We start from the raw sequence: 22720 nt of genomic DNA, 5'->3' as shown, positions 1-22720 counted from the left end.
AACTTAAATTTGTTTAATTGTTCTAAAAGTGAGGTTGATTCTAGGAGTAGTTACCTTTTTAGTTGGTGGTACGCTATGCTTCCAATATTCTTGCGTTACTCCCTTCATTACCAATAAATCACCATTTTCTAAGTTAAATGTTATCTTTTCATTAGTTAGCTTATGTTTAAACACAAACTTTCTCTTTGCACCTAAACTCAATGAAGCAATAGCTCCTTTTTCACTATCGCTATGCCAACCTAAACTTTCTTGTCCTGTATGATAAAGGTTTAAAAGACATGAGTTATAACTTTCATTTGTCAATTTCTCTACAAGCTCCTTAATTTCTAAAAGCTCTTTTGACTACATATTCACTGTTTTCTTTGTATTGAAATATATCAGTTCTGAAGCTTGATCACCAAACCATGCTATTTTTCTACTAGTGGTTATATTTTTACCTGCTACATAAAAGGTATCATTCACCCATGGTATATTCTCTAAAAACAGTTTTAGATAAGAGTTTGCCTTCTCATAAGAAATTATGGTACCATAATAGTTTACTGTTCCTTGTTTTGGTAAGTAATTCTTATAATGGTCGTTAAGATGGCTAAAAAGATCCATTTTAGTTTTAAAATGCTATTGGCAAAATTCTATTCTTTATCATATCACTGCTAATTGACTAGGAAATTATTCTCTAATAACCAGTCTTTAGTAACACTGTCAATTTCTTTACCTTCTCTACTCACTTTATAATCTAATTCGGCAATAACTTCATTTCCAAAACTTAAATTATCCAAAACTTCTAATTGTTTTGAAGTAAATAGATCTTTTTTATCATCTCTAATTAATAAAACAGCTTTATCTACACCTCCAAGTAAGCCTTTTGGATCTTTTAATTCACGAATATCATATTTAAAATGTAAGAATTGTGGTTTCCAAAGCGGAACTACAATCCATTCTTTGTTAGCAGCTGCTCTTTCAAAAGTTCCAAAACAATCTTCCTCTGTTCCTGTATGGAATGAATATCCGGCCTCTCCTAATTTGTAATCTTGTATCATTTTAGCAGAAAAACGACTAATTCCAGCTCCTGGGTTTATCCCTTGAATACGTTTAGTCATTTTTTCTACAACTTCAGGTTTCAATAAATCTGACACTTCAGAAATTACCTCTTCTGGAATATAATCTGGAACTCCCCATAACGCATAAGGTTCATAATGTAAACCTAAATCTGTAAGTGGAACCACTTTTTGAACTTCTTCCCTGTATCCTCCATGACTTGAAGGTAACCAAGCAGAAGTCAGCAAATCCGTTTTACCTTCTTTCAAGTTTTGGAAATTCTTCTCATGATGCGCATAAATTCTTTCTACCTCAAATCCCATATCCTGTAATACATTAGACACTAACGATGCGGCAATACGATGAAATGATAAGTCTGTTACGCCAATAATTATTTTAATTTTCATTATTCATCCTTTTTTTAAAAAGGTACTTTTTGTAATTATAAAAAGTACCTTATTTTTATTATCGAAGTAATTGAGTTCTCACCACTAAATAAGGTCCAGTACTTTCATCCTTTCCTTTATTTAATGCGGCTATTCTGTTTAATTGATCTACCGTTGCATAAACATATCCGTTACTAGCAATGTACAAACCATCTGGCCATGATTGACCTTCTGGTAATTTAGCTAACGTTTTAAATCCATCTTTTTTATTAAATACACCTATTTCAGATTTTTCAATATTGGTGATATACACATTTTCATTAGCATCTACTGCAATACCATCACAGAATGATTTTGTACCGAATTTTTCAATATCCTTCTTTAATTGCTCTTCATTATCAAAACTTGCTGCTGATACTCTATAAATCGTTCTACCATTCAATGCTCCAAAATACACGTATTTAAAATTAGGGTCTATTGCAATTGGATTTAATGCAAAACCTCCTTCAACTTCAGGCATCATAGATGGGTGACTTTGTGCCATTCTTTTGGCCGCACCTGTTTCTGTGTCTATTACAATAAAAGCAGGAATTGGAGCACTTTTTAAATCTCCTTGTGTCATATCGGCAATAATTACTCTATTATGTTTTTCGTCAATAATAAAATCCTGTAAAAAACTTGTAGAAACTACAACATCTACAGGTATCGGAATTGTTTTTACCAATTCATTTGTATTTGTATTCCATACAATAAATTGTTTTGTTCCCATATCTAACAACCATAGATTGCCTTTACTATCTGCTCTAATTCCAATGACAGCTTTGAAGACAGCATCATCTCCCGTTGCATAAGTAGCATTTGGATAGGCAGTTCCTGTGTTTTTATCATTACTATTTAACTCAAAAACTTTCGTTTTTGGTGAAACCAATGGATTCATACTCACAAATAATCTCCCATTAGTTGTTAATGCTAAATTTCCTGGTCGAATATCTTGACTAGAAAAAACAATTTCTGCTTCCTTCTGAACCTCTGTTGTTGGTTTTATATTTGTTTGTTCTACTTTTGTTTTTTGTTTCTCTGATTTACATGCGCTAAACAGGCAAAAAACAGCTAGGGTAAATAAAAAATTTTTCATTTTTTTAATTCATAATTAGTTATGTAACAAAAGTAGTTTCGTTAAAACCTCTTTTTTATGTATGTTAAATGGATATTTATGTACATTAAAAGGTTTCTGATAGTAGAAATGATTTTCTTCTCAATTTTATTTATAGATTTACTTTTAAAAAGTATGTAAATGCAAGTTTTAGAAGCAGATAAACCTTTTGAAATACAAGAAATAGAGCTCTCTGAATGGAGTCCAAGACCTGTAAAAAATAACTTCTTCGAATTTGTTCTAGTTAAAAAAGGAACTGGTACACAGTGTATTGATTACAATGATTATCAATATACAGCAGGTAGTATGTTTCTACTTCCTCCTTTGAAATGTCATAAATTTGATATTGAAAGTACTTCTCAATTTGTGTTTATACGATTTACTGATTCCTTTTTTAAAAACATTAGGAAGTCTTCAATTGATAGAAATGAATGGTTTAAAGAGGCTGCTTATATCCTTTCTAATTACAATCAATTACCTGGTGATGTCATTAAAAATGATACTGATAAAAATCACTTAAAAAGTCTAATTTCTATGATTTTACAGGAATCTAGAAATTATGATAAAGCATCTGTTTCATTAATTAAAAGTTTAATGACTAGCATTTTGGAAATTTTAATCCGGAACATTAAAAAAGGACCTATTTTCGAAATTGCTAACAATCATCCTGATGAGAGAATTACTAAAATGTTGATTTATATTAACGAATATATTGATCAACCTCATTATTTAAAAGTTGAAAACCTAGCCGAAACATTTTCCATGTCACCAACTTATGTAAGTGAATTTTTTAAAAAGCAAGTAAAGATTTCTTTGCGAGAGTATATCATTAAAGCTAAACTACGACTTGTTGAAATACGATTGTTAAACTCAGATTATACACTTACTGAAATTGCTGATGATTTAGGCTTTACTGATGTTAGTCACTTATCCAAAACATTTAAACGTTACGTAGGAATTTCTATACGAGATTTTAAGAATAAAGGCGAATATATATTACTTAAACGTGGTACAAATTGTGATTAATTCTACATTTAATCTCAATGAGATTAATATCTAAATTGAATATATCAAGTTAAATTTTATACTTTTTATATTGATTTTGTGTAAAATTTTCTCTTTTAAAATTTACTTATCAACACGAAACCGTTTTCGGATGTTTATATGATATTTTTCTCTTTTTAGAATACTTATTTTTGATAAATCTCAAATAAAAGAGGAGTAATTTTATACATTATTAAAAATAGATCACATTACAGTATACATTATTCCATATATAGTTTTTGTGTTTACAATTATACTATCAAGCTTGTTTTCTTTGGTTTGCAAACCGCACTAACACAACACTCATATCATCTTTTATTTCCTTTTTCTTTTGATAAATATGAATAATTCTAGAAGTCAACTTTATCAAGAGAGGAAGAATTAATTAATCATCCAAATTATTATCATGAAAAACATCAAATTAGTATTGATTACTATTTTTATGTCTCTAGGATTGTTTGCTCAAGAAGTCCACACATCCTATTTATGGCATATGCAACAACCTATTTACTGGCCTGAAATCAGTAAAGCAAATCCTAATCGTTATCAAACCGTTTTCGAATCTTTCAATTTAAAACAATCTGGAGATCCTTTTAATATCTATGATGATGGTAAAAGTCATCCTTTAAATGATCTTCAAGAAATATTTGGGAAATATGATAGAGTAAAAGCCTATCAATATGGACCTAAAAATTCTGTACAAACTTTATTGAGCCTTCCCAATGGTGGTACCCAAGTAAATTATTCGGGGTGTTTAATTGAAAACGTAAATAGTTTAGCTGACGCTGGAGTTTGGGGATATTACAGAGGTTGGCAAAATGAATTTATTCAAGCTAGAGACTGGAAAACCTCAGGAGGGCAACCAAGAATGGACTTAACAGGTTTTACTTTTCATCACGCTTTAGCTCCTTTAATTAGTGAACGTGCATTGCGAATGGAATTGAAAACACATCGAATTATATCTGATCAAACATTTGGTGGTAGCTATTCCAAAGGGTTTTGGCCTGCTGAGTGTTCTTTTTCTGAACGCATTATAAAAGTACTTGTTGAAGAAGGTTTTGAATGGTCTGTAATAGCCAATAGTCATTTAGCTAGAACTTTACAGGATTACCCTATCAACTATGGAACTTCTGGGACCAATATAGATCCGCCAAATGCCGCTGATAAAGTAGCTACTAAAGGCGTAAATTGGTGGAACGGGCAAATTGATGGTCGTGGTGGTACTTTTGCTGCGCCATATACTTATCAAGCTCATAAAGCTCAGTATGTAGATCCTGAAACAGGACAAGCATACAAACTAGATGTAGTGCCAATGGCTGATTTATTAAGTTATCAGAATGGTTTTAGCTCTATGGGAACTGATGAAATTGATAAACATATTACTCCATTTAGTACACAAGAGCACCCTACTATTATTTTATTAGCACATGATGGAGATAATGCCTGGGGAGGCGGAGATAGTTATTATCAAGAATCTGTTCCTGGTTTTGCGAATGAAGCGGCTTCTAAAGGTTATAGTCCTACTACCATTCAACAATTTTTAAACTCCTACCCTGTTCCTGGAAATGATATTGTAAAAGTAGAAGATGGTTCTTGGGTAAATGCAGCTAATGATTGGGGACATCCACAATTCATTAATTGGTTATGGCCATTATATGATGCTAGTAATTACCGATTCAATCCTAATGGATGGACCGAAGATGCGAGAAATTGGGCAGTAATTACAGCTGCTGAAAACTATGTGATTACTGCAGAAGATCTTGATGGCAATGTAAATCCAGCACAAGTGATTAATCCTACAGGAAGTGCTTCTAGCGCAGAAAAGGCTTGGCATTTCTTTTTACCATCATTAACAAGTGGGTATATGTACTATGGGAAAGCCATAGACATGGAAGTGAAACAAACGGTAGCTGATAATATTGCTATTGATCATGCATTGAATGTAATAAACGGTAGATTAGAGGAAGATACTACGCCTCCTTCTGTATTTATACCTCAACGATTTCCTTATAATCCTGGCGGAAAGGGTTTTGGACCTATTTACGGATATAAGGAAGTACAAAATTCTTCTGATTTTCATGTATGGACGTTTGCTCACGATATCAGTGGTTTAGCTTCTATTGAATTGAAATATAGAACAGATGATGACGGAAAAAATCCTATATCCGATACTGCAAATGAAACCTATAGTGGTGGACAAGGTGTAGGTGCTTGGATTTCAAAATCTATGAGTCGAAAAGCATTTCCTAAAGGGAATATTACTAATGATCCTGAAATTGATTTATTTATAGTACCTACTGATATTGCTGATTTATGTTACGCTGAAATCAAAGGATTATCAAATGTGCTGGTAGATTATTACGTAGAAGCAACTGATACTAAAGGAAATGTATTTAAAACTCCTATTCAACACGTTTTTGTTGGGGAATTTAATAGTAGTGATGAAGTTACCTTATCTATTACTCCTGAATCTGGAAATAATTTGGATACTATTGAAATTAGCATGGAAGCTGAAACTACTGCGGAAAATGCAACGGTTGCTATTTATTATACTTTAGATGGTTCTGAACCTGATACTACAAGTAATTTATACAATGGTGTTTTTGATTTAGGAAATAGCGAAAGCGAAGCTATTACTGTAAAAGCAATTGCGTATGATACTAATGATAATGCTTCTGAAGTTATTACCAGAAATTACACCTTTGGAGAGCTTGATGCTTTTGATATTCATTTTAAAAACACCTCTAATTGGAGTAATGTGTATGTGTATTTGTATGATAAAAATAACGACAGTGCTTTACCTGGATGGAGTTGGCCAGGTGAATTAATGACTAACGAACAAAATTCTCCATGGTTTGTAACTTCTGTTGAAGAGGCTGTAGAAGTAGGCATTGTTTTTACTAATGGCGCAGGTGAGCAATCAGATGATACTTTTAGAACTTCTGAGGGTTGGTATGTATTATCGGAAAATACATGGTATGATAACTGCCCTTCTGATTGTCCAGGAATTTTAGATACTCCCATATTAACTGTTGATACGAGTGGTGGAACATATGAAGGAAGTGTATCTATAACATTAACAGCGACTAATAATGGTGTTATTTATTATACTACTGATGGCTCTACTCCTACTGCTTCAAGTGCATCATACACTGGTAATCTTACATTTACAGCAACTACTACGTTAAAAGCTATTGCTATTAATAGTACTGGTACTTCTAATCTTATTGAAGAAGTTTATGAAATAACTCCTGTTATTGATTCTGATTATACTGTTCATTTCCGAAATACAAATCAGTGGAATGAAGTTTACATTTATGTATTTAATAGAGATACAAATACTCCTGTAGATGGTTGGAATTGGCCAGGAAAACCAATGTCTAGGGAACAAGCTTCTGAATGGTATGCCTTCAATATAAAAGAAAGTGGAAACTTAGGTATTGTTTTCAATGATAACAATAATGGAGCGCAAACAGATGACTTAACAAGAAATAGTACAGGTTGGTATGATTTATCTACTAATCAATGGTATGATAGCTGCCCAGCTGCTTGTCCTGGAGATGATAATCCTGATGACACTGAAAATCTTGTTATTCATTTTAATAATAGCAATGCCAATTGGAACAACGTAACTTTATATTTCTGGAATACTTCACCTGGGGTAATGACTACATCATGGCCTGGTGTAGCTATGACTGATGATGATGGAGATGGTTGGTTTGATTATACTTTACCTAGCGTGTCTTGTGCTAATGTTATTTTCAGTAATAATGGAAGTGATCAAACAGCTGATTTACAAATTTGTGGTGAAGGATGGTATGATGGTGCTTGGATTTCTAATCCTCAAGCTTTATCAGCTAAATCTTCAACTACAACAATAAAAAAGCAAGAACAAATATCTTCTGCTTATCCAAACCCATTTATCAATGCTGTTAATTTTTATATTGGTGGTACTGATAAAACTATGAATGTTACGGTTTACGATACTAAAGGTGCATTGCATTATTCTGATAGAGTAACGATTACTAACGGTACTATTTCTATACCTCTTGATGTAGCTACAGGTATTTATTTTGTTCGTTTTAGAAATAAATCTGTTAACAAAGTGGTAAAAATAGTGAAGTAACTTCATGTTGAATTAAATAACCCGTTGTACATTTAGTAATTTAAACGGTCCTAAATTGTCAGTTCGAGTGCTTTTGAGATTAGGTAATTAGCAATATATCGAGAACTATTTCGAAGTTAAAATTCTTATTCTCGATACAATTTTTCTTCATTTCATTCTAAAAAATCACTCGAATTGACAGAATTTTGTTCCAAATACACAACGGATTAAATAGCTTTTTTATATAAATAAACCTCCTTAGAAAATCTAACTAAAGAGGTTTTTGATAATATGGATGTACAGTATTTTGTATGCTATTTTTTAACTAAAACTTATTTCTAATGCACTAATAGCTTACCTGAAAAAGTGTTTCCATTGAACATTAATTTGTAAACGTATAGACCACTAGAAGCTCTAACGCCAGTATTCGTAGTTAAATCCCATGTTATATTATAATCTCCAGGCTGTTGAGCGGTATCTCTTAAAATGGTTTTAACTTCTTTTCCATTTACATCAACTATAGTTAAAGACACTTGTGTACTCTTAAATAACTTATAAGTAACACTTACTTGAGTATCGGATGGAATAGGAAAACTTTTCACACTGCTTCCAGTAATCGATTCCAAATCAATCGGTAAAGTTTCATCAAACTCAGAAACATATACTTCTCCTGCATCAGTTGCCAAATCATCATTTAATCTTGATGAAATTACAATATGGCCTTGAGCAAGTGCAACGTCTGATCCAAAATGATTATCTTCTTTACTCGTAGGTTCTTTTAGTACTTTAGATTCTAGCCATGTTCCACCTTCTTTCTTAAATACATACGCCTTCCCTGCATGTGAATTGTTTTCTGTTTTACTCCTAGGAGCTCCAACTAATAGAACATCTTGATATAATTTTAAACTTATTCCAAAATAATCGTTAAGTTCACCCTCAGCAGCTTCTATTTTTTGTGTAAACTCATATGCTTTAGAAGTATTGTTATAATTGTATCCATATACAATTCCTGAGTTTTTTTCATTTCCGTCTCCTAGCATGGCTCCAATAACTAGGTTACTATCATGAAGGTCTACGGATGTACCAAACAAATCACTTATTCCACCAGATTGTGGTTTAAAAGTTTGGTCTACATTCCATTTATTTTCTTCATTAAGCGTGTATAAATAAGCTGTTCCGCAGTTTTCATAATGGCCATCAACATAAGGAGCTCCAACCAAAATTTTATTATTACTACTAATTGCTACATCATACCCAAACTTATCATTCTTACTTTGTGTAGCTGTTGCCAATGTACTCACTTCTACATTACTTTCTTTAGTATAATCTTTATACACAAAAACTTCCCCTGATTCCGCATTCACGCCATTAGCATTAATAGCACCTACTACTAAATAATCTTCATTCATGGCCAAACTATATCCATACCATTGATTTGGCACTTGCGTTTCTGGATAAAATATTTTGTCTAAATCCCATGTAACTCCTGAATTTTTATATAAGTAAACAGCTCCTGTAAAAGGCCCATATTTAAAAGATCCAATAGCACTTACTGCTAAATAATCACCATAAATTGCTATGGTATATCCAAAATTTTCGAATACACTAGGATTAGGACTTTTAATATCTTGAAAACGCTGCCATCTTTCGTTTAACTTTTGATAAATATGTATCGCCCCTGCATCCTCTAAATCTGAATTTTTAGTGTTAGGAGAACCTACAACAATAAAACTATTACTGGTTTCAACATTCCATCCATAATGCTCATTTTCAATGGCGTCATCGCGTTCTATTCCAGATAGATTCTGCGCGTTTAATATAAACGAACAGAAAAATAACAAACTTGTAAAAATTATTCTCATCTACTTAATTTCATTTAAATTAAACTCAAGATTTATGGTGTCTCCTTGATAAATAAAAGTTTTAGATTTGGTTTCACCTTTTACTAATTCAAAACCGAATGGCACTACCAATCCAATGGTATACTCTTTCCCTATTTCTAAATTGTGAAAATGAAATTCTCCATCTTCATCTGATACAATTGATTTTTCAAAAGTATCATCTTCAGATAGACATGCAGTGGTATACATTCCATCTTTATTTTCATCTATATAGAGTAAAAACCCTTCATGAACACCATCTTCATCGTTATGATTCAATACATTTACCACTCCATCAACATGAGATTCATGTATAATCGCTTCTGTAATTTCTGAATATACTGGTACTCCATCTCCATCATCTATCACAAAATAGAAATGTAGTTCTTGTTCATCAATTACTTCTTGAGCAGAAAATTCTAATGTTACTGCTCCAAAACCATCTTCATCAACTTCTCCAAAACCTACAGTTCCTATTTGATATCCATTATAATTATCTTGATCATTCCAATACACACTTATTTTTGCATTTTCAGGATTGTGCGCCCAATACGTCATATCAATAGTATAAATACCTTGACTATTCTCTTCTACTTCTATTGTTCCGGAGTGGTTTGGTATATTATATTGATGTTTTAAATCTATTGACTGCACATTATTTGATTTTTTATACGCAATCATTAAATCATAATGACCAGGGACTAATAATGAAACATTATAATCTTCTTCCTCTTCTTCAGGTTGATGATTAATTACATCCACAATAATTTTGTCTGTATTTTCATATTTTGTTTTTTCTTTTCCTACGGTTATCTCTGGTAACTCTTCCTCTCCCATATCTTTAACTGTCACTTCATGAACATCATAAAATCCTTCAGGACCTATTACAGAGACATATACTTCGTCTACTTTTTTATCAAAATCAGCTTCAAACAGCATAGAAGTTGCGTTGCGTTCTAATAAATCAAAACTATAGACTTTTTGTTCCCATTCTGAATTAATGAACTTTGACTGTACTTTCTTTTCTGTTTTAACTAAAAATTGATTTCCAGGAGGAGCTTTAGATGTTAAGAAATCATTGATTTTATCCTTTAAATTATTCACTCCTTTATTTCCCATTAAATCCACCTTCTTTTTACCAAAATTATATTTGGCACCAGCATTTCTTTTTTTCCCTTTTAAGTTCCTGTAAGATACCCAAGCGCCCGCGAAACTAGAATTCATATCATTGGGATTGTACAATAACGCTCCTGATGCTTTTCCTATTTTTTTACCTCCAATGATTGGTATTTTTTTAGGAACAAAGAACTTCACATCCATTTTAGCACCCAATGATCCATTCTGAGCCAATTTAGATGCTAATTTAAAATCTACTAAAGGATCACTTGGTATTTTCATTGATGCATTAATTGAGTAATAATTTCCCCAATTTAAGTCCATTACAATGCTTCCTTTACCTAACTGAGATTTCCAATCGTTATTCCCTGCTCGATACGCACCTAATAACAAATCTGCCGAAAGAACAGCAAAATCTTTGGTTACATATACTGTATTTCTATTGTATAAAAAAGCTGCATCTCTACCTCCTATACTTGCAGGTCCTCCAAATACAAAAGCTACTGTACCTTGAAAATAAATTCCACTAGTAGTTCTATTATTTCCTAAAGGATCTTTTAGTGTTACTCTAGTATTAGGCTTAGCTAAGTTATTCATAGAACCATCCATGTACACAATATAAATTCCAGTATTTCCTACTGGAATTGCGGTATCAAAAGAATTTGCTTCAAAAGAAATTTTAATGTTATCTAACTTTGCAGGGTTATTTTTAAACTCTAAATCAGCACCAACTTCATATCCTGGAGGAAATGATACCATAGCTGCCGCTTGTTGAATTGTTCCATTAGCAAAACCAACTTTTAACCCTTGTAAGCTTACCGCTCCTAAAGGGATCTGCTGTAACTCTATAACAAAATCATTTATTTTAAAACTGTTTTTCTTTCCTGAAACATCAATTTCTAAGCCTTTACCACCGTCGTTACCCAAATCTACAGAAGCAGACCATAGTTGACCTACAGTAACTTTACCTGTAAAATAGTATTTACTATCACTGTACTCAACATTTACATCATCTGCTTTAACTTCTAACCCTCCCATATTAAAATCGGAGTTTATAGTTGCATTAAAACTTTTTAAATTTCCATTTCTTACTACAATTCCCGGAGCTGTTTCATCTCCAATAGAAGCATTTAAGGTTTGATTAGAAATGGCTAACTTCATTTCTCCAAATAATCCGAATTCTTTGGTGTTTTTATCCCATTGCACTCCTAATGGATTTGGATTAATTGTTAATGCATTTAAGGTGAACTCTTTAGTTACGGATAAATTAATACTCTGTAAATTTCCATTTTTAACTACAGTACCAGGTCGATCTATAGTTCCCATTCCGAACTCTATAGATTCAGAACCTACCGTAAAAGTTCCGCTACCGTACATGGAAAACTGATTTCCAGAAAAATCATATGCAAAAGATAAATCGTTAGGAGAGAATTTCATGCTTGAAATTTTAAAGTCAGCTGTAATCCCTAATCCTATCTTTTGTAAATTTCCATTTTTAACTTCTACTCCCGGATTATCTTCATCTCCAAAAGAAAATTTTACAGTTTCTGATGCTAACGTGGTAGAAGCTCCACCATACATCATAAATGTATCGGTAGCTTTATCCCAACCAAAAGTTAGTGCATCTGGTGCAAACGTTAAGGCTTTCAAATCAAACTCACCAGTAATGCCTGCTAAGATTTTTTCTAGATTCCCATTTTTAATTTCTATACCTGGATTGTCTTGATCTCCTAATGCTAAATCAACCTCTTCTGAGGCAACTTCTACTGAAGCTCCTCCATACATCATAAATGTATCAGTGGCTTTGTCCCATCCAAAACTTAAGGCATCTGGAGTGAATGTCAACGCTTTTAAATCAAATTCACCAGTAATACCTGCTAAGATTTTTTCTAGATTTCCATTCTTGATTTCTATTCCTGGATTATCTTGATCTCCTAATGCCAAATCAACCTCTTCTGAGGCAACTTCTACTGAAGCTCCTCCATACATCATAAATGTATCCGTGGCTTTATCCCATCCAAAGCTTAAAGCATCTGGCGTAAATGTCAACGCTTTTAAATCAAACTCACCTGTAATGCCTGCTAAGATTTTTTCTAGATTCCCGTTCTTGATTTCGATTCCTGGATTGTCTTGATCCCCTAGTACTAAGTCAACATTTTCTGAGGCAACTTCTACTGAAGCTCCTCCATACATCATGAATCTATCAGTGGCTTTGTCCCAGCCAAAGCTTAAAGCATCTGGGGTGAATGTCAACGCTTTCAAATCAAACTCACCAGTAATGCCTGCTAAGATTTTTTCTAGATTTCCATTCTTGATTTCTATTCCTGGATTATCTTGATCTCCTAGTGCTAAGTCAACATTTTCTGAGGCAACTTCTACTGAAGCTCCTCCATACATCATGAATGTATCGGTGGCTTTGTCCCAGCCAAAACTTAATGCATCTGGCGTAAATGTCAACGCTTTTAAATCAAATTCTCCGGTAATACCTGCTAGAATTTTTTCTAGATTTCCGTTCTTGATTTCTATTCCTGGATTATCTGCATCACCTAAAGTTAAGTCTACTTCTTCTGAGGTAACTTCTACTGACGCTCCTCCATACATCATAAATGTATCCGTGGCTTTATCCCAACCAAAACTTAATACATCTGGAGTGAATGTTAACGCTTTCAAATCAAACTCTCCAGTAATTCCTGCTAAGATTTTTTCTAGATTTCCATTCTTGATTTCTATTCCTGGATTATCTGCATCACCTAATGCTAAATCAACCTCTTCTGAGGCAACTTCTACTGATGCTCCTCCGTATATCATGAATGTATCCGTGACTTTATCCCAGCCAAAACTTAATGCACCTGGAGTGAATGTCAATGCTTTCAAATCAAACTCTCCTGTTATGCCTGCTAAGATTTTTTCTAGATTCCCATTTTTAATTTCTATTCCTGGATTATCTTGATCTCCTAGTGCTAAGCTAACATTTTCTGAGGCAACTTCTACTGAAGCTCCTCCGTACATCATAAATGTATCCGTGGCTTTATCCCAACCAAAACTTAATACATCTGGAGTGAATGTTAACGCTTTCAAATCAAACTCTCCAGTAATTCCTGCTAATATTTTTTCTAGATTCCCGTTCTTGATTTCTATTCCTGGATCAGTTGTGGTTCCCAAACTAATATCAATCTGTTCTGATTGAAATGCTATAAATGTAGATCCGAAAAGTTTATATAAATCATTTCCAAAATCATATTCAAAGCCTAAACCTGATGCTCCAAATTTAATTCCACTAACTGTAAAGTCTTTTGAAACTCCAAAGTTAATTTTAACTAAATTACCATTGTTTACTTCTATTCCAGGATTATCTGCATCTCCTAATGTTGTTTCAATATCATTTCCATTAAAAGACACGGTACTATCACCATAGATTTTAAAGATATTATCGATATTACCTAATGTAAAAGTTAATCCATTTGGAGTAATTGAAAGTCCTTTTAAACTGAAAGTTTTTGTTAACGTAAGATTCGCTTTATCTACTTTACTTGCCGTAATACTAATTCCAGAACTACTAGAGTCTCCTAATGAAATTGGAACTTCATCACCTGCTATTGTTACTTTTCCTGTACCATAAATGGTAAATTCATCTTTAGTAGCATCGTAATCCAATTTCATATCTGTAGATGTAAAATCTAAACCATAAAGTGAAAAAGGATCTTTAATTTCTTTACTTGCAACACCTGTATCAAAAATGATTCCCACAAAACCATCTACAGAAGTGATTTGCGCGATTATTATGTTACATGCAAGAAAGAAGATAAGACATAGAAACTTCTTATTTTCTATCATTTTGATTGGGGTATAGTTTAAAAATACAAATTACTGCATTAATATTGTATAACACAAACCTATAAAACACTAAAAAAACAAGGGATTGAGATTTAAATCAACAGAAAACATTACAATTAACTAGCTACTGTACTCCAATTATTCGTGCTTATTTTAATGATTTAACTCGTTGTACATTTAGGAACTTAAACAATCTTAAATTATTAATTCGAGTACTCTTTTGATATACGAAAAAGTGTGTCGAGCACTATTTTGAAGTTAAAATTCTTATTCTCGATAGCTCTGCTGAACTTGATTCAGTACAATTTTTCTTCATTTCATTTGAAAAAATCACTATCATTGATCTCTTTTTTTAAAACACTAAATAATAAACACTTACACCAACACACAAATAACCTATATTTCCTCTCCTTTTCCTTGATGCAACCTTTCGACTGCACTCAAGACAGGCTTCACAAAAATCAAGACTAGAATGATAAGAATTTAAAAATACTACGGCATCTACAGCCACAGATGAAAAGAACTCGCTAAAGCTCAAACAGCTTTTCATCTTTCAGCCAACCCTGCTACCTTGATTTTTAAAAATTCTTATCAATAGGTCGTTTTCTTGGTAAAATGTCATTACAGTCTTTTCACAAAACTTTTATCGTGGGTCTCGAATTGACATAGTTTGACTCCAAATGTACCACAGGTTAATTTACTTACTCAAAACTTATTATGCATTTTTAGATAAAATAATAATTGAATTCAGGTTAATAATACTTTGGAACCCGACGTATTCTTTCTTTTAGATCCATATCGAAGAGAAGCATGATCTCATGTGATCCATTACTATTTAAAATTCCTCCAGTAGAAAAATCATAGGAATATCCAACTCTAAAATTCTTATTTAAATTTAAGGCTGCAATCACAGCAATAGATTCATTAATTCTATATGAAGCTCCTAGCTCAAAAATTTCATCTATAAAAGCTGTACTAGATATGTCTGTTGCAAAAGGGACAGAAGACGAATATCTTAACATTACTGCTGGTTTTATTTTTAACGATTCACTGACTTCAAAAACATAACCTCCCCCTAAAAATACGGTTCCATTTCTTGCCACTTCTCTAGTGGTATCTAGTGTAGACTCTACATCAAAAAAGTTTGTACTTAACACATTAGGTACTGATAAACTCACATAAAATTCTTCTTGCGAAAAGAATAAACCAAAACCCAAATTTGCATATGTTTTATTGGTTAGATTGGTATTAAAATTCTCATTAGAAGTAAATCTCAATAACGCTTGATTTAAATTTTGAAGAGAAGCTCCAAACTTTAACCCAAAAGATAAAACTCCTTCATTATACACATTCAGTTTATAAGCTAAATCACCATAAAGATGTGTTTCCTTCACTGGTCCCACTTCTGTATAAATAGCTGAAAAACCTGCTCCAAAATTTCTACTTTGTCCCAATGACGAGTGAATTCCTAAGGTTCCTGTTTTAGGCGCTCCTTCTACTCCAATCCATTGTGTTCTTCCTAAAACATTAATACTTAATGCATCTTTCACACCAGCATAAGCTGGATTTATAATGTTCATGTTATAAGTATACTGCGTAAACTGTGGATACTGCTGTGCAAATAAACTCCATTGTAATAATATACTTATGATAATGGTATAACGAATGGATACTTTCATCCTTTGTATTCTCTTTTTTTCAAACATCTTCATCTTTATTTTAGCTATTTATTGACGATTCAAAAACACCCAGGTTGTCTTTGGTTTCTTTACTCCATTGTTATAGTTTAGAGAAAAATAATACGTTCCTGTAGGTAGCTTTTCTCCTTTAAAAGTTCCGTCCCACCACAATGGGATATCCAATGGATTTCCGTTATGTCTATAGGAGTACAATTCAGATCCATTTCTATCAAAAAACTGAATTTCAAAATTTGGATATGATTTTTCTAAATCTTTAATTTCAAATACATCATTTGTTCCATCACCATTAGGTGTAAATACATTTGGAAGTTCAACTATTGAGTTACTTATTCCTGTTATTTCGAAGCTTGCTGATATAAATGTGATGTCATAATTTGTATTTTCTAAATCACCTTGAAAAATTTCATAAATACCTACTTCTTCACCTATTTCTCTTTCTAAGCTCCCTATTAAAGCATCACCAGTTTCTAAACTTCCTGCAGTAATCGTATACGTTAATACTGGATCTGCTGAACCATATGCTTTACTCTTTGCGTCTGCAGTGATCGTAATTGGCTTTGCTGTAATACTTAAATCTGCAGGAACATATGTAATCGTATAATTTGAATTCGATAAATTACTGTTGATTGTATACATCCCCACATCTTCACCTACTATTCTTGTTAACCCACCAGTTAACACATCTCCAGTTTCTAAACTTCCTGAAGTAATCGTGTACGTTAAAACGGGATCTGTTGAACCATATACTTTACTCTTTGCGTCCGCAGTGATCGTAATTGGTTTTGCTGTAATACTTAAATCTGCTGGAACATACGTAATCGTATAATTTGAATTCGATAAATTACTATTAATTGCATAGGTACCCACATCTTCACCTGTTATTCTTACTAATCCACCAGTTAACACATCTCCAGTTTCTAAACTTCCTAAAGTAATCGTGTATGTTAAAACGGGATCCGCTGAACCATATACTTTACTCTTTGCATCTGCTGTAATGGTAATTGGTTTTGCTGTAATACTTAAATCTGCTGGAACATACGTAATAGTATAATTTGGATTCGATAAGTTACTATTAATTGTATAATTACCAATATCTTCACCTGCTATTCTTGTCAATCCCCCAGCTAATACATCTCCAGTTTCTAGACTCCCTGGCGTTATGGTATAAGTTAATATTGGATCTACCGAACCATATGCTTTACTCTTTGCATCTGCTGTAATGGTAATTGGTTTTGCTGTAATACTTAAATCTGCAGAAACATAAGTAATGGTATAATTTGAATTCGATAAATTACTGTTGATTGTATAATTACCAATATCTTCACCTGCTATTCTTGTTAATCCCCCAGTTAATACATCTCCAGTTTCTAAACTTCCTGAAGTAACTGCATACATTAATATAGGATCTGCTGAACCGTACACTTTACTCTTCGCATCTGCAGTGATCGTAATTGGTTTTGCTGTAATACTTAAATCTGCTGGAACATATGTAATCGTATAATTTGGATTCGATAAATTACTATTGATTGTATAATTACCAATATCTTCACCTGCTATTCTTGTTAATCCACCCGTCAATACATCTCCGGTTTCTAAACTTCCTGAAGTAACTGCATACGTTAATATAAGATCTGCTGAACCGTACACTTTACTCTTCGCATCTGCAGTGATCGTAATTGGTTTTGCTGTAATACTTAAATCTGCTGGAACATACGTAATGGTATAATTTGGATTTGATAAATTACTATTGATTGTATACATACCCACATCTTCACCCGCTACTCTTGTTAATCCTCCTGTTAACACATCTCCAGTTTCTAAACTTCCTGAAGTTATGGTATAAGTTAATATTGGATCTACTGAACCGTATACTTTACTCTTTACATCTGCTGTAATCGTAATTGGTTTTGCTGTAATGTTTAAATCTGCAGGAACATAAGTTATCGTATAATTTGGATTTGATAAATTACTATTGATTAAATAATTACCTACATCTTCACCCGCTACTCTTGTTAATCCTCCAGTTAACACATCTCCAGTTTCTAGACTTCCTGAAGTAATCGTATATGTTAATACTGGATCTGCTGAACCGTATACTTTACTTTTAGCATCCGCAGTTATTGTAATTGGTTTTGCTGTAATGTTTAAATCTGCAGGAATATATGTAATCGTGTAATTTGAATTCGATAAATTACTATTGATTGTATAATTACCTACATCTTCACCCGCTACTCTTGTTAATCCTCCAGTTAACACATCCCCAGTTTCTAGACTTCCTGAAGTAATCGTATATGTTAATACTGGATCTACTGAACCGTATACTTTACTTTTAGCATCCGCAGTTATTGTAATTGGTTTTGCTGTAATGTTTAAATCTGCAGGAATATACGTAATCGTGTAATTTGAATTCGATAAATTACTATTGATTGTATAATTACCTACGTCTTCACCAACTACTCTAGTCAATCCCCCAGTTAACACATCTCCTGGATCTAAACTTCCTGAAGTAATAGTATACGTTAAAACTGGATCTGCTGAACCGTATACTTTACTTTTAGCATCCGCAGTTATTGTAATTGGTTTTGTGGTTGTAGTTTTAGTTAGTGTTAATTTAAAATTTACTTCTGAAACACCACATGTTCCAGTATCATAAGCATATAGTATTATTGGATAGGTAGGAAAATCTGCATAATTAATGATATCTCCACCCATATAAGAAGTTCCTAATCCTCCAGGTTGTGTGTAATACTTTTCAGCACCTGATAAATTTTTTCCTGTAATTGTAGGAAAAGTAAACATATCAGGTTGATTGACATCTGCAATATTATCTACCACTGGACTTGCTTCTTTTCCTCCATCAGTAATCATCCACATATTAGTAGTGATTATATTGTTTCGTTCAGTTTCAGCTGTACAATAGGTGCTATTTCCTCCGTCAAAATTTATATTCGGTTTTAAAATTTGTGCGTTCCATCCTTTTAGTAATGCATCATAATTCGTTGTAGATAATTTAATATCTTTAAACATAGAAGTCATATTGGTAACAGCAGTCACATTCCATCCTCCTAGATTCTGATCAAAAGCTATTGCACCATTAAACATAGATCCCATATTGGTAACCTTACTAGTGTTCCAACCACTGATATCACTATTAAATAACTTAGTAAAACCAAACATACCAGCCATTGTAGTAACATTTTCAGTATTCCAGCCACTGATATCTGTATTAAAAGCAGATGCACTATCAAACATGAGTGACATATTAGTTACACTACTAGTGTTCCAATTACTAAGATCTCCATTAAACTTCTTAGCTCCCCGAAACATAACAGTCATATTTTCTACACTACTTGTGTCCCATCCTCCTACTTTTCCTAAATCTTGATTAAATTCAGAAGCGCCTTCAAACATCCACATCATATTTTTTACGCTACTGGTATCCCAATCGCTAATGTCTCTATTAAACACTTTAGCTTTTGCAAACATTTGACTCATATTTGTTATGAGACTTGTATTCCATTCACTCAAGTCTCCATTAAATTTTGTAGCTCCTCGGAACATAAAACTCATATCTGTAACCTTACTAGTATCCCAACCTCCTACTTTTCCTAAATCTTGATTAAATTCAGAGGCACTAGCAAACATTCCTGACATTTCAGTTACAGCTGCAACGTTCCAATTACTAATATCCCTATTAAAAGACTTTGCAACACTGAACATATAGCTCATTCTAGTTACTTTACTGGTGTCCCAACCACTGATATCTGCATTAAAATTTTCAGCAGAAGTAAATGCAAAACGCATGTCTTCAACATTAGTGGTAATCCAACCACTTAGATCTCCATTAAACGCTGTGGCATTACTAAACATACGGACCATGCTCGTTACTTTAGTTAAATCAGGTACATCAATGCTTGTATTTGTTATTGTTACATTAGAACAACCATAAAATGCACTATCCATAGAAGTCCATTCTTGATTTCCCCATTGTTCAATGGTTACTATTTTGTCTTTATCTCCATTATTGTTAAAGTAAATTCTTGGAAAATCCCCTGATATAGAAACCGTATATGTATTGGGAGATGTATAGGTATGTGTAGCATTTCCTGTTTCAACAGTTGGAGTACTTCCATCTCCCCAATCTACTGTATAATTATACATTTCTCCTGCGAATGTTGGTATGGTTATCGATTCATTAGGTGTAGTGGTTTGCCATGTGGCTATAAATGGAGCGGATGTTGAGCTACAATCTAATCCTCCATCTGTAATTGTCCAACTATCACTAATCTCCATATTAGATCTTTCAGTGGTTGCCGTACAATAGGTACTATTCCCTCCTGAGAATTTAACATTGGGTTGTAAAACTTGTGCATTCCAACCTTTCAATAATGCATCGTAATTTGCTGTAGATAGTTTAGCTCTATGAAACATTAAGAACATATTTACCACTTTACTGACATCCCAACTACTGATATCTTGATCAAAAGCTATTGCATTTTCAAACATTTGATTCAAAAAAGTTGTATTTCCTAATGTTCTCCATTTACCAATATCTTGATTAAATTTAACCGCATCTTTAAACATGAAACTTAATTCAGTAGCGTTTTCTAATTTCCAATTTCCAATGTCTTTGTTAAACTCAATAGCTCCATTAAACATCTGTGAAAATGAGTTCACATTTCGTACATCCCAGCCTCCAATATCTTGATTGAAAGCTGATGCTCTACTGAACATAGCTCCCATATTCTTTACATTACCAACAGCCCAACCACTGATATCTTGATTAAATATTGTAGCTCCATTAAACATATTATTCATATCAGTAACTTGTTTAACGTCCCAATTACTAATATTTCCATTAAATGCTTTAGCGCCTTGAAACATTTTACTCATGTTAGTAACACTACTTGTATTCCAGCTACCTGTACTAGCATCAAAATTGATGTTCTGATTAAAATTTTCAGCTTCTGCAAACATAGAGGTCATACTTTTCACCTTACTAGTATCCCAACCACTGATATCCTGATTAAATTCTGTAGCTCGATTAAACATGTTAGACATTCTTTCTACATTACTAGTATCCCAGCCTCCAATATCCTGATTAAAGACTATGGCATCAGTAAACATGAGCGTCATTGTAGTTACTTTGCTCACGTCCCAACCGCCAATATCTTGATTAAACTTCTTAGCCTGCCTGAACATACCTCTCATGTTTTCTACACTACCTGTGTTCCAACCGCTGATATCTCCATTAAATTCATCAGTTCCAAAAAACATGTTGTACATATTTTTTACTTTACTGGTATTCCAGCCTTTTCCTGTAGTAGCATTAAATCCTATGTCTTGATTAAATTTTTCGGCACGTGAAAACATGTGACTCATGTCTTCAACATTACTCACATCCCAATTGCTGATATCTTGATTAAAATTATTTGGCATTGCAGCAAAAGGTCCCTTTTCAAACATTCTACTCATGTCTCTTACACTACTGGTATTCCAACCACCAATGTCTTGGTTAAAAGCTGTAGCATTATGAAACATTTGACTCATACTTTCTACCTTATTGGTGCTCCAGCCTTTTCCTGTACTAACCTTAAAACCAATATCTTGGTTAAATTTGACCGCTCCACTGAACATAGCAGTCATACTTTGAACATTGCGAACATCCCAACCACTGATATCCTGATTAAAGTTTTCAGCACGTAAAAACATATTCAACATGGATCGAACACTGCCAACGTCCCAAGCACTAAGATCTCCATTAAATACAATAGCATCAACGAACATAGAAGTCATATTTGTTACATTACCAGTCTTCCAACCTTCTATATGCGCTCCTGTAAAAGAACTCGTTTGATAAAACATACTAGACATATCTGTAACATTAGTCAAGTCAGGATCATCGATGCCTGTATTTGTGATATTTAAATTAGAACAGCCGTAGAAAGCATTTTCCATCGAAGTCCAAACTTGATCTCCCCATTGTTCAATAGTTAATATTTTGTCTTTATCTCCTGAATTATTAAAATAAATTCTTGGGAAATTCCCTGATATAGAAACCGTATAGGTATTTGCTACGGCATAGGTATGTATTGCATCACCCGTTTCGTTAGTAACTCCCGTTCCATCTCCCCAATCTACTGTATAATTATAAGTTTCTCCAGGAAATGTTGGTATAGTTATAGTCTCATTAGCAACTGTTGTTTCCCAAGTAGTAATAAATGGTGATTGTCCATATATTATATATTGAAAAAACAATACTATTATCAACACTCTTTTGTTCATCTTTTTCGATTTGGTTTAATGAACAAAATTAGGTTTCAAAACAAAATACAACATCCCTGAATTCAGGGGTTTTGATATACTATGTATCTGATATTATGCTATATATTTTAAAATCTCTTATAATCTAATTCCTATGATTTTCTAAAAACGTTAACATTTCTTTCACTGCTATCAAGTTTCTT

8 protein-coding genes and 1 pseudogene are annotated in these 22720 nt (G+C 33.0%); 2 read left to right on the top strand and 7 right to left on the bottom strand.

All coding sequences use genetic code 11. The features are described from left to right. Positions 1 to 3: 3 nt before the first annotated feature. The 3 genes and pseudogenes from BVC87_RS02675 to BVC87_RS02665 form a co-directional block, all read right to left on the bottom strand. Positions 4 to 600: pseudogene (locus tag BVC87_RS02675) on the bottom strand (alpha-ketoglutarate-dependent dioxygenase AlkB family protein). Positions 601 to 650: 50 nt separating this feature from the next. Then, positions 651 to 1442: a glycine betaine ABC transporter substrate-binding protein gene (locus BVC87_RS02670; protein ID WP_075340799.1), complete on the bottom strand. Its 792-nt coding sequence runs from the start codon at positions 1440 to 1442 to the stop codon at positions 651 to 653. 58 nt (positions 1443 to 1500) lie between these two features. Then, positions 1501 to 2556, bottom strand: a complete 1056-nt coding sequence (locus BVC87_RS02665) for an L-dopachrome tautomerase-related protein (RefSeq protein WP_075340798.1) — start codon at positions 2554 to 2556, stop codon at positions 1501 to 1503. Positions 2557 to 2715: 159 nt separating this feature from the next. Here BVC87_RS02665 and BVC87_RS02660 point away from each other — a divergent pair, with 159 nt between their 5' ends. Both BVC87_RS02660 and BVC87_RS02655 read left to right on the top strand, forming a co-directional pair. Beyond that, a complete protein-coding gene (locus BVC87_RS02660; protein ID WP_075340797.1) occupies positions 2716 to 3600 on the top strand; it encodes an AraC family transcriptional regulator in 885 nt (294 codons plus the stop codon). A gap of 424 nt (positions 3601 to 4024) precedes the next feature. Continuing rightward, entirely contained in the window at positions 4025 to 7744 is a 3720-nt protein-coding gene (locus BVC87_RS02655; protein WP_083629217.1) for a starch-binding protein, read from the top strand. A 317-nt stretch (positions 7745 to 8061) separates the two neighbouring features. Here BVC87_RS02655 and BVC87_RS02650 read toward each other — a convergent pair whose 3' ends face one another. From BVC87_RS02650 to BVC87_RS02635, 4 genes are all read right to left on the bottom strand, one after another. Then, positions 8062 to 9585: a FlgD immunoglobulin-like domain containing protein gene (locus BVC87_RS02650; protein WP_075340795.1), complete on the bottom strand. Its 1524-nt coding sequence runs from the start codon at positions 9583 to 9585 to the stop codon at positions 8062 to 8064. Further along, positions 9586 to 14553 carry a hypothetical protein gene (locus tag BVC87_RS02645; RefSeq protein ID WP_075340794.1) on the bottom strand — a complete coding sequence of 1656 codons (4968 nt, stop codon included), beginning with the start codon at positions 14551 to 14553 and terminating at the stop codon, positions 9586 to 9588. A gap of 752 nt (positions 14554 to 15305) precedes the next feature. After that, positions 15306 to 16259 carry a PorP/SprF family type IX secretion system membrane protein gene (locus BVC87_RS02640; protein WP_159439309.1) on the bottom strand — a complete coding sequence of 318 codons (954 nt, stop codon included), beginning with the start codon at positions 16257 to 16259 and terminating at the stop codon, positions 15306 to 15308. A gap of 21 nt (positions 16260 to 16280) precedes the next feature. Continuing rightward, positions 16281 to 22538 carry a BspA family leucine-rich repeat surface protein gene (locus BVC87_RS02635; RefSeq protein WP_075340793.1) on the bottom strand — a complete coding sequence of 2086 codons (6258 nt, stop codon included), beginning with the start codon at positions 22536 to 22538 and terminating at the stop codon, positions 16281 to 16283. Positions 22539 to 22720 lie beyond the last annotated feature (182 nt).

It is taken from the genome of Tenacibaculum agarivorans (assembly GCF_001936575.1).
Taxonomy (GTDB): domain Bacteria; phylum Bacteroidota; class Bacteroidia; order Flavobacteriales; family Flavobacteriaceae; genus Polaribacter; species Polaribacter agarivorans.
The sequence above is the reverse complement of the archived record's forward strand: the minus strand, read 5'-3'. Positions and strand labels throughout refer to the sequence as shown.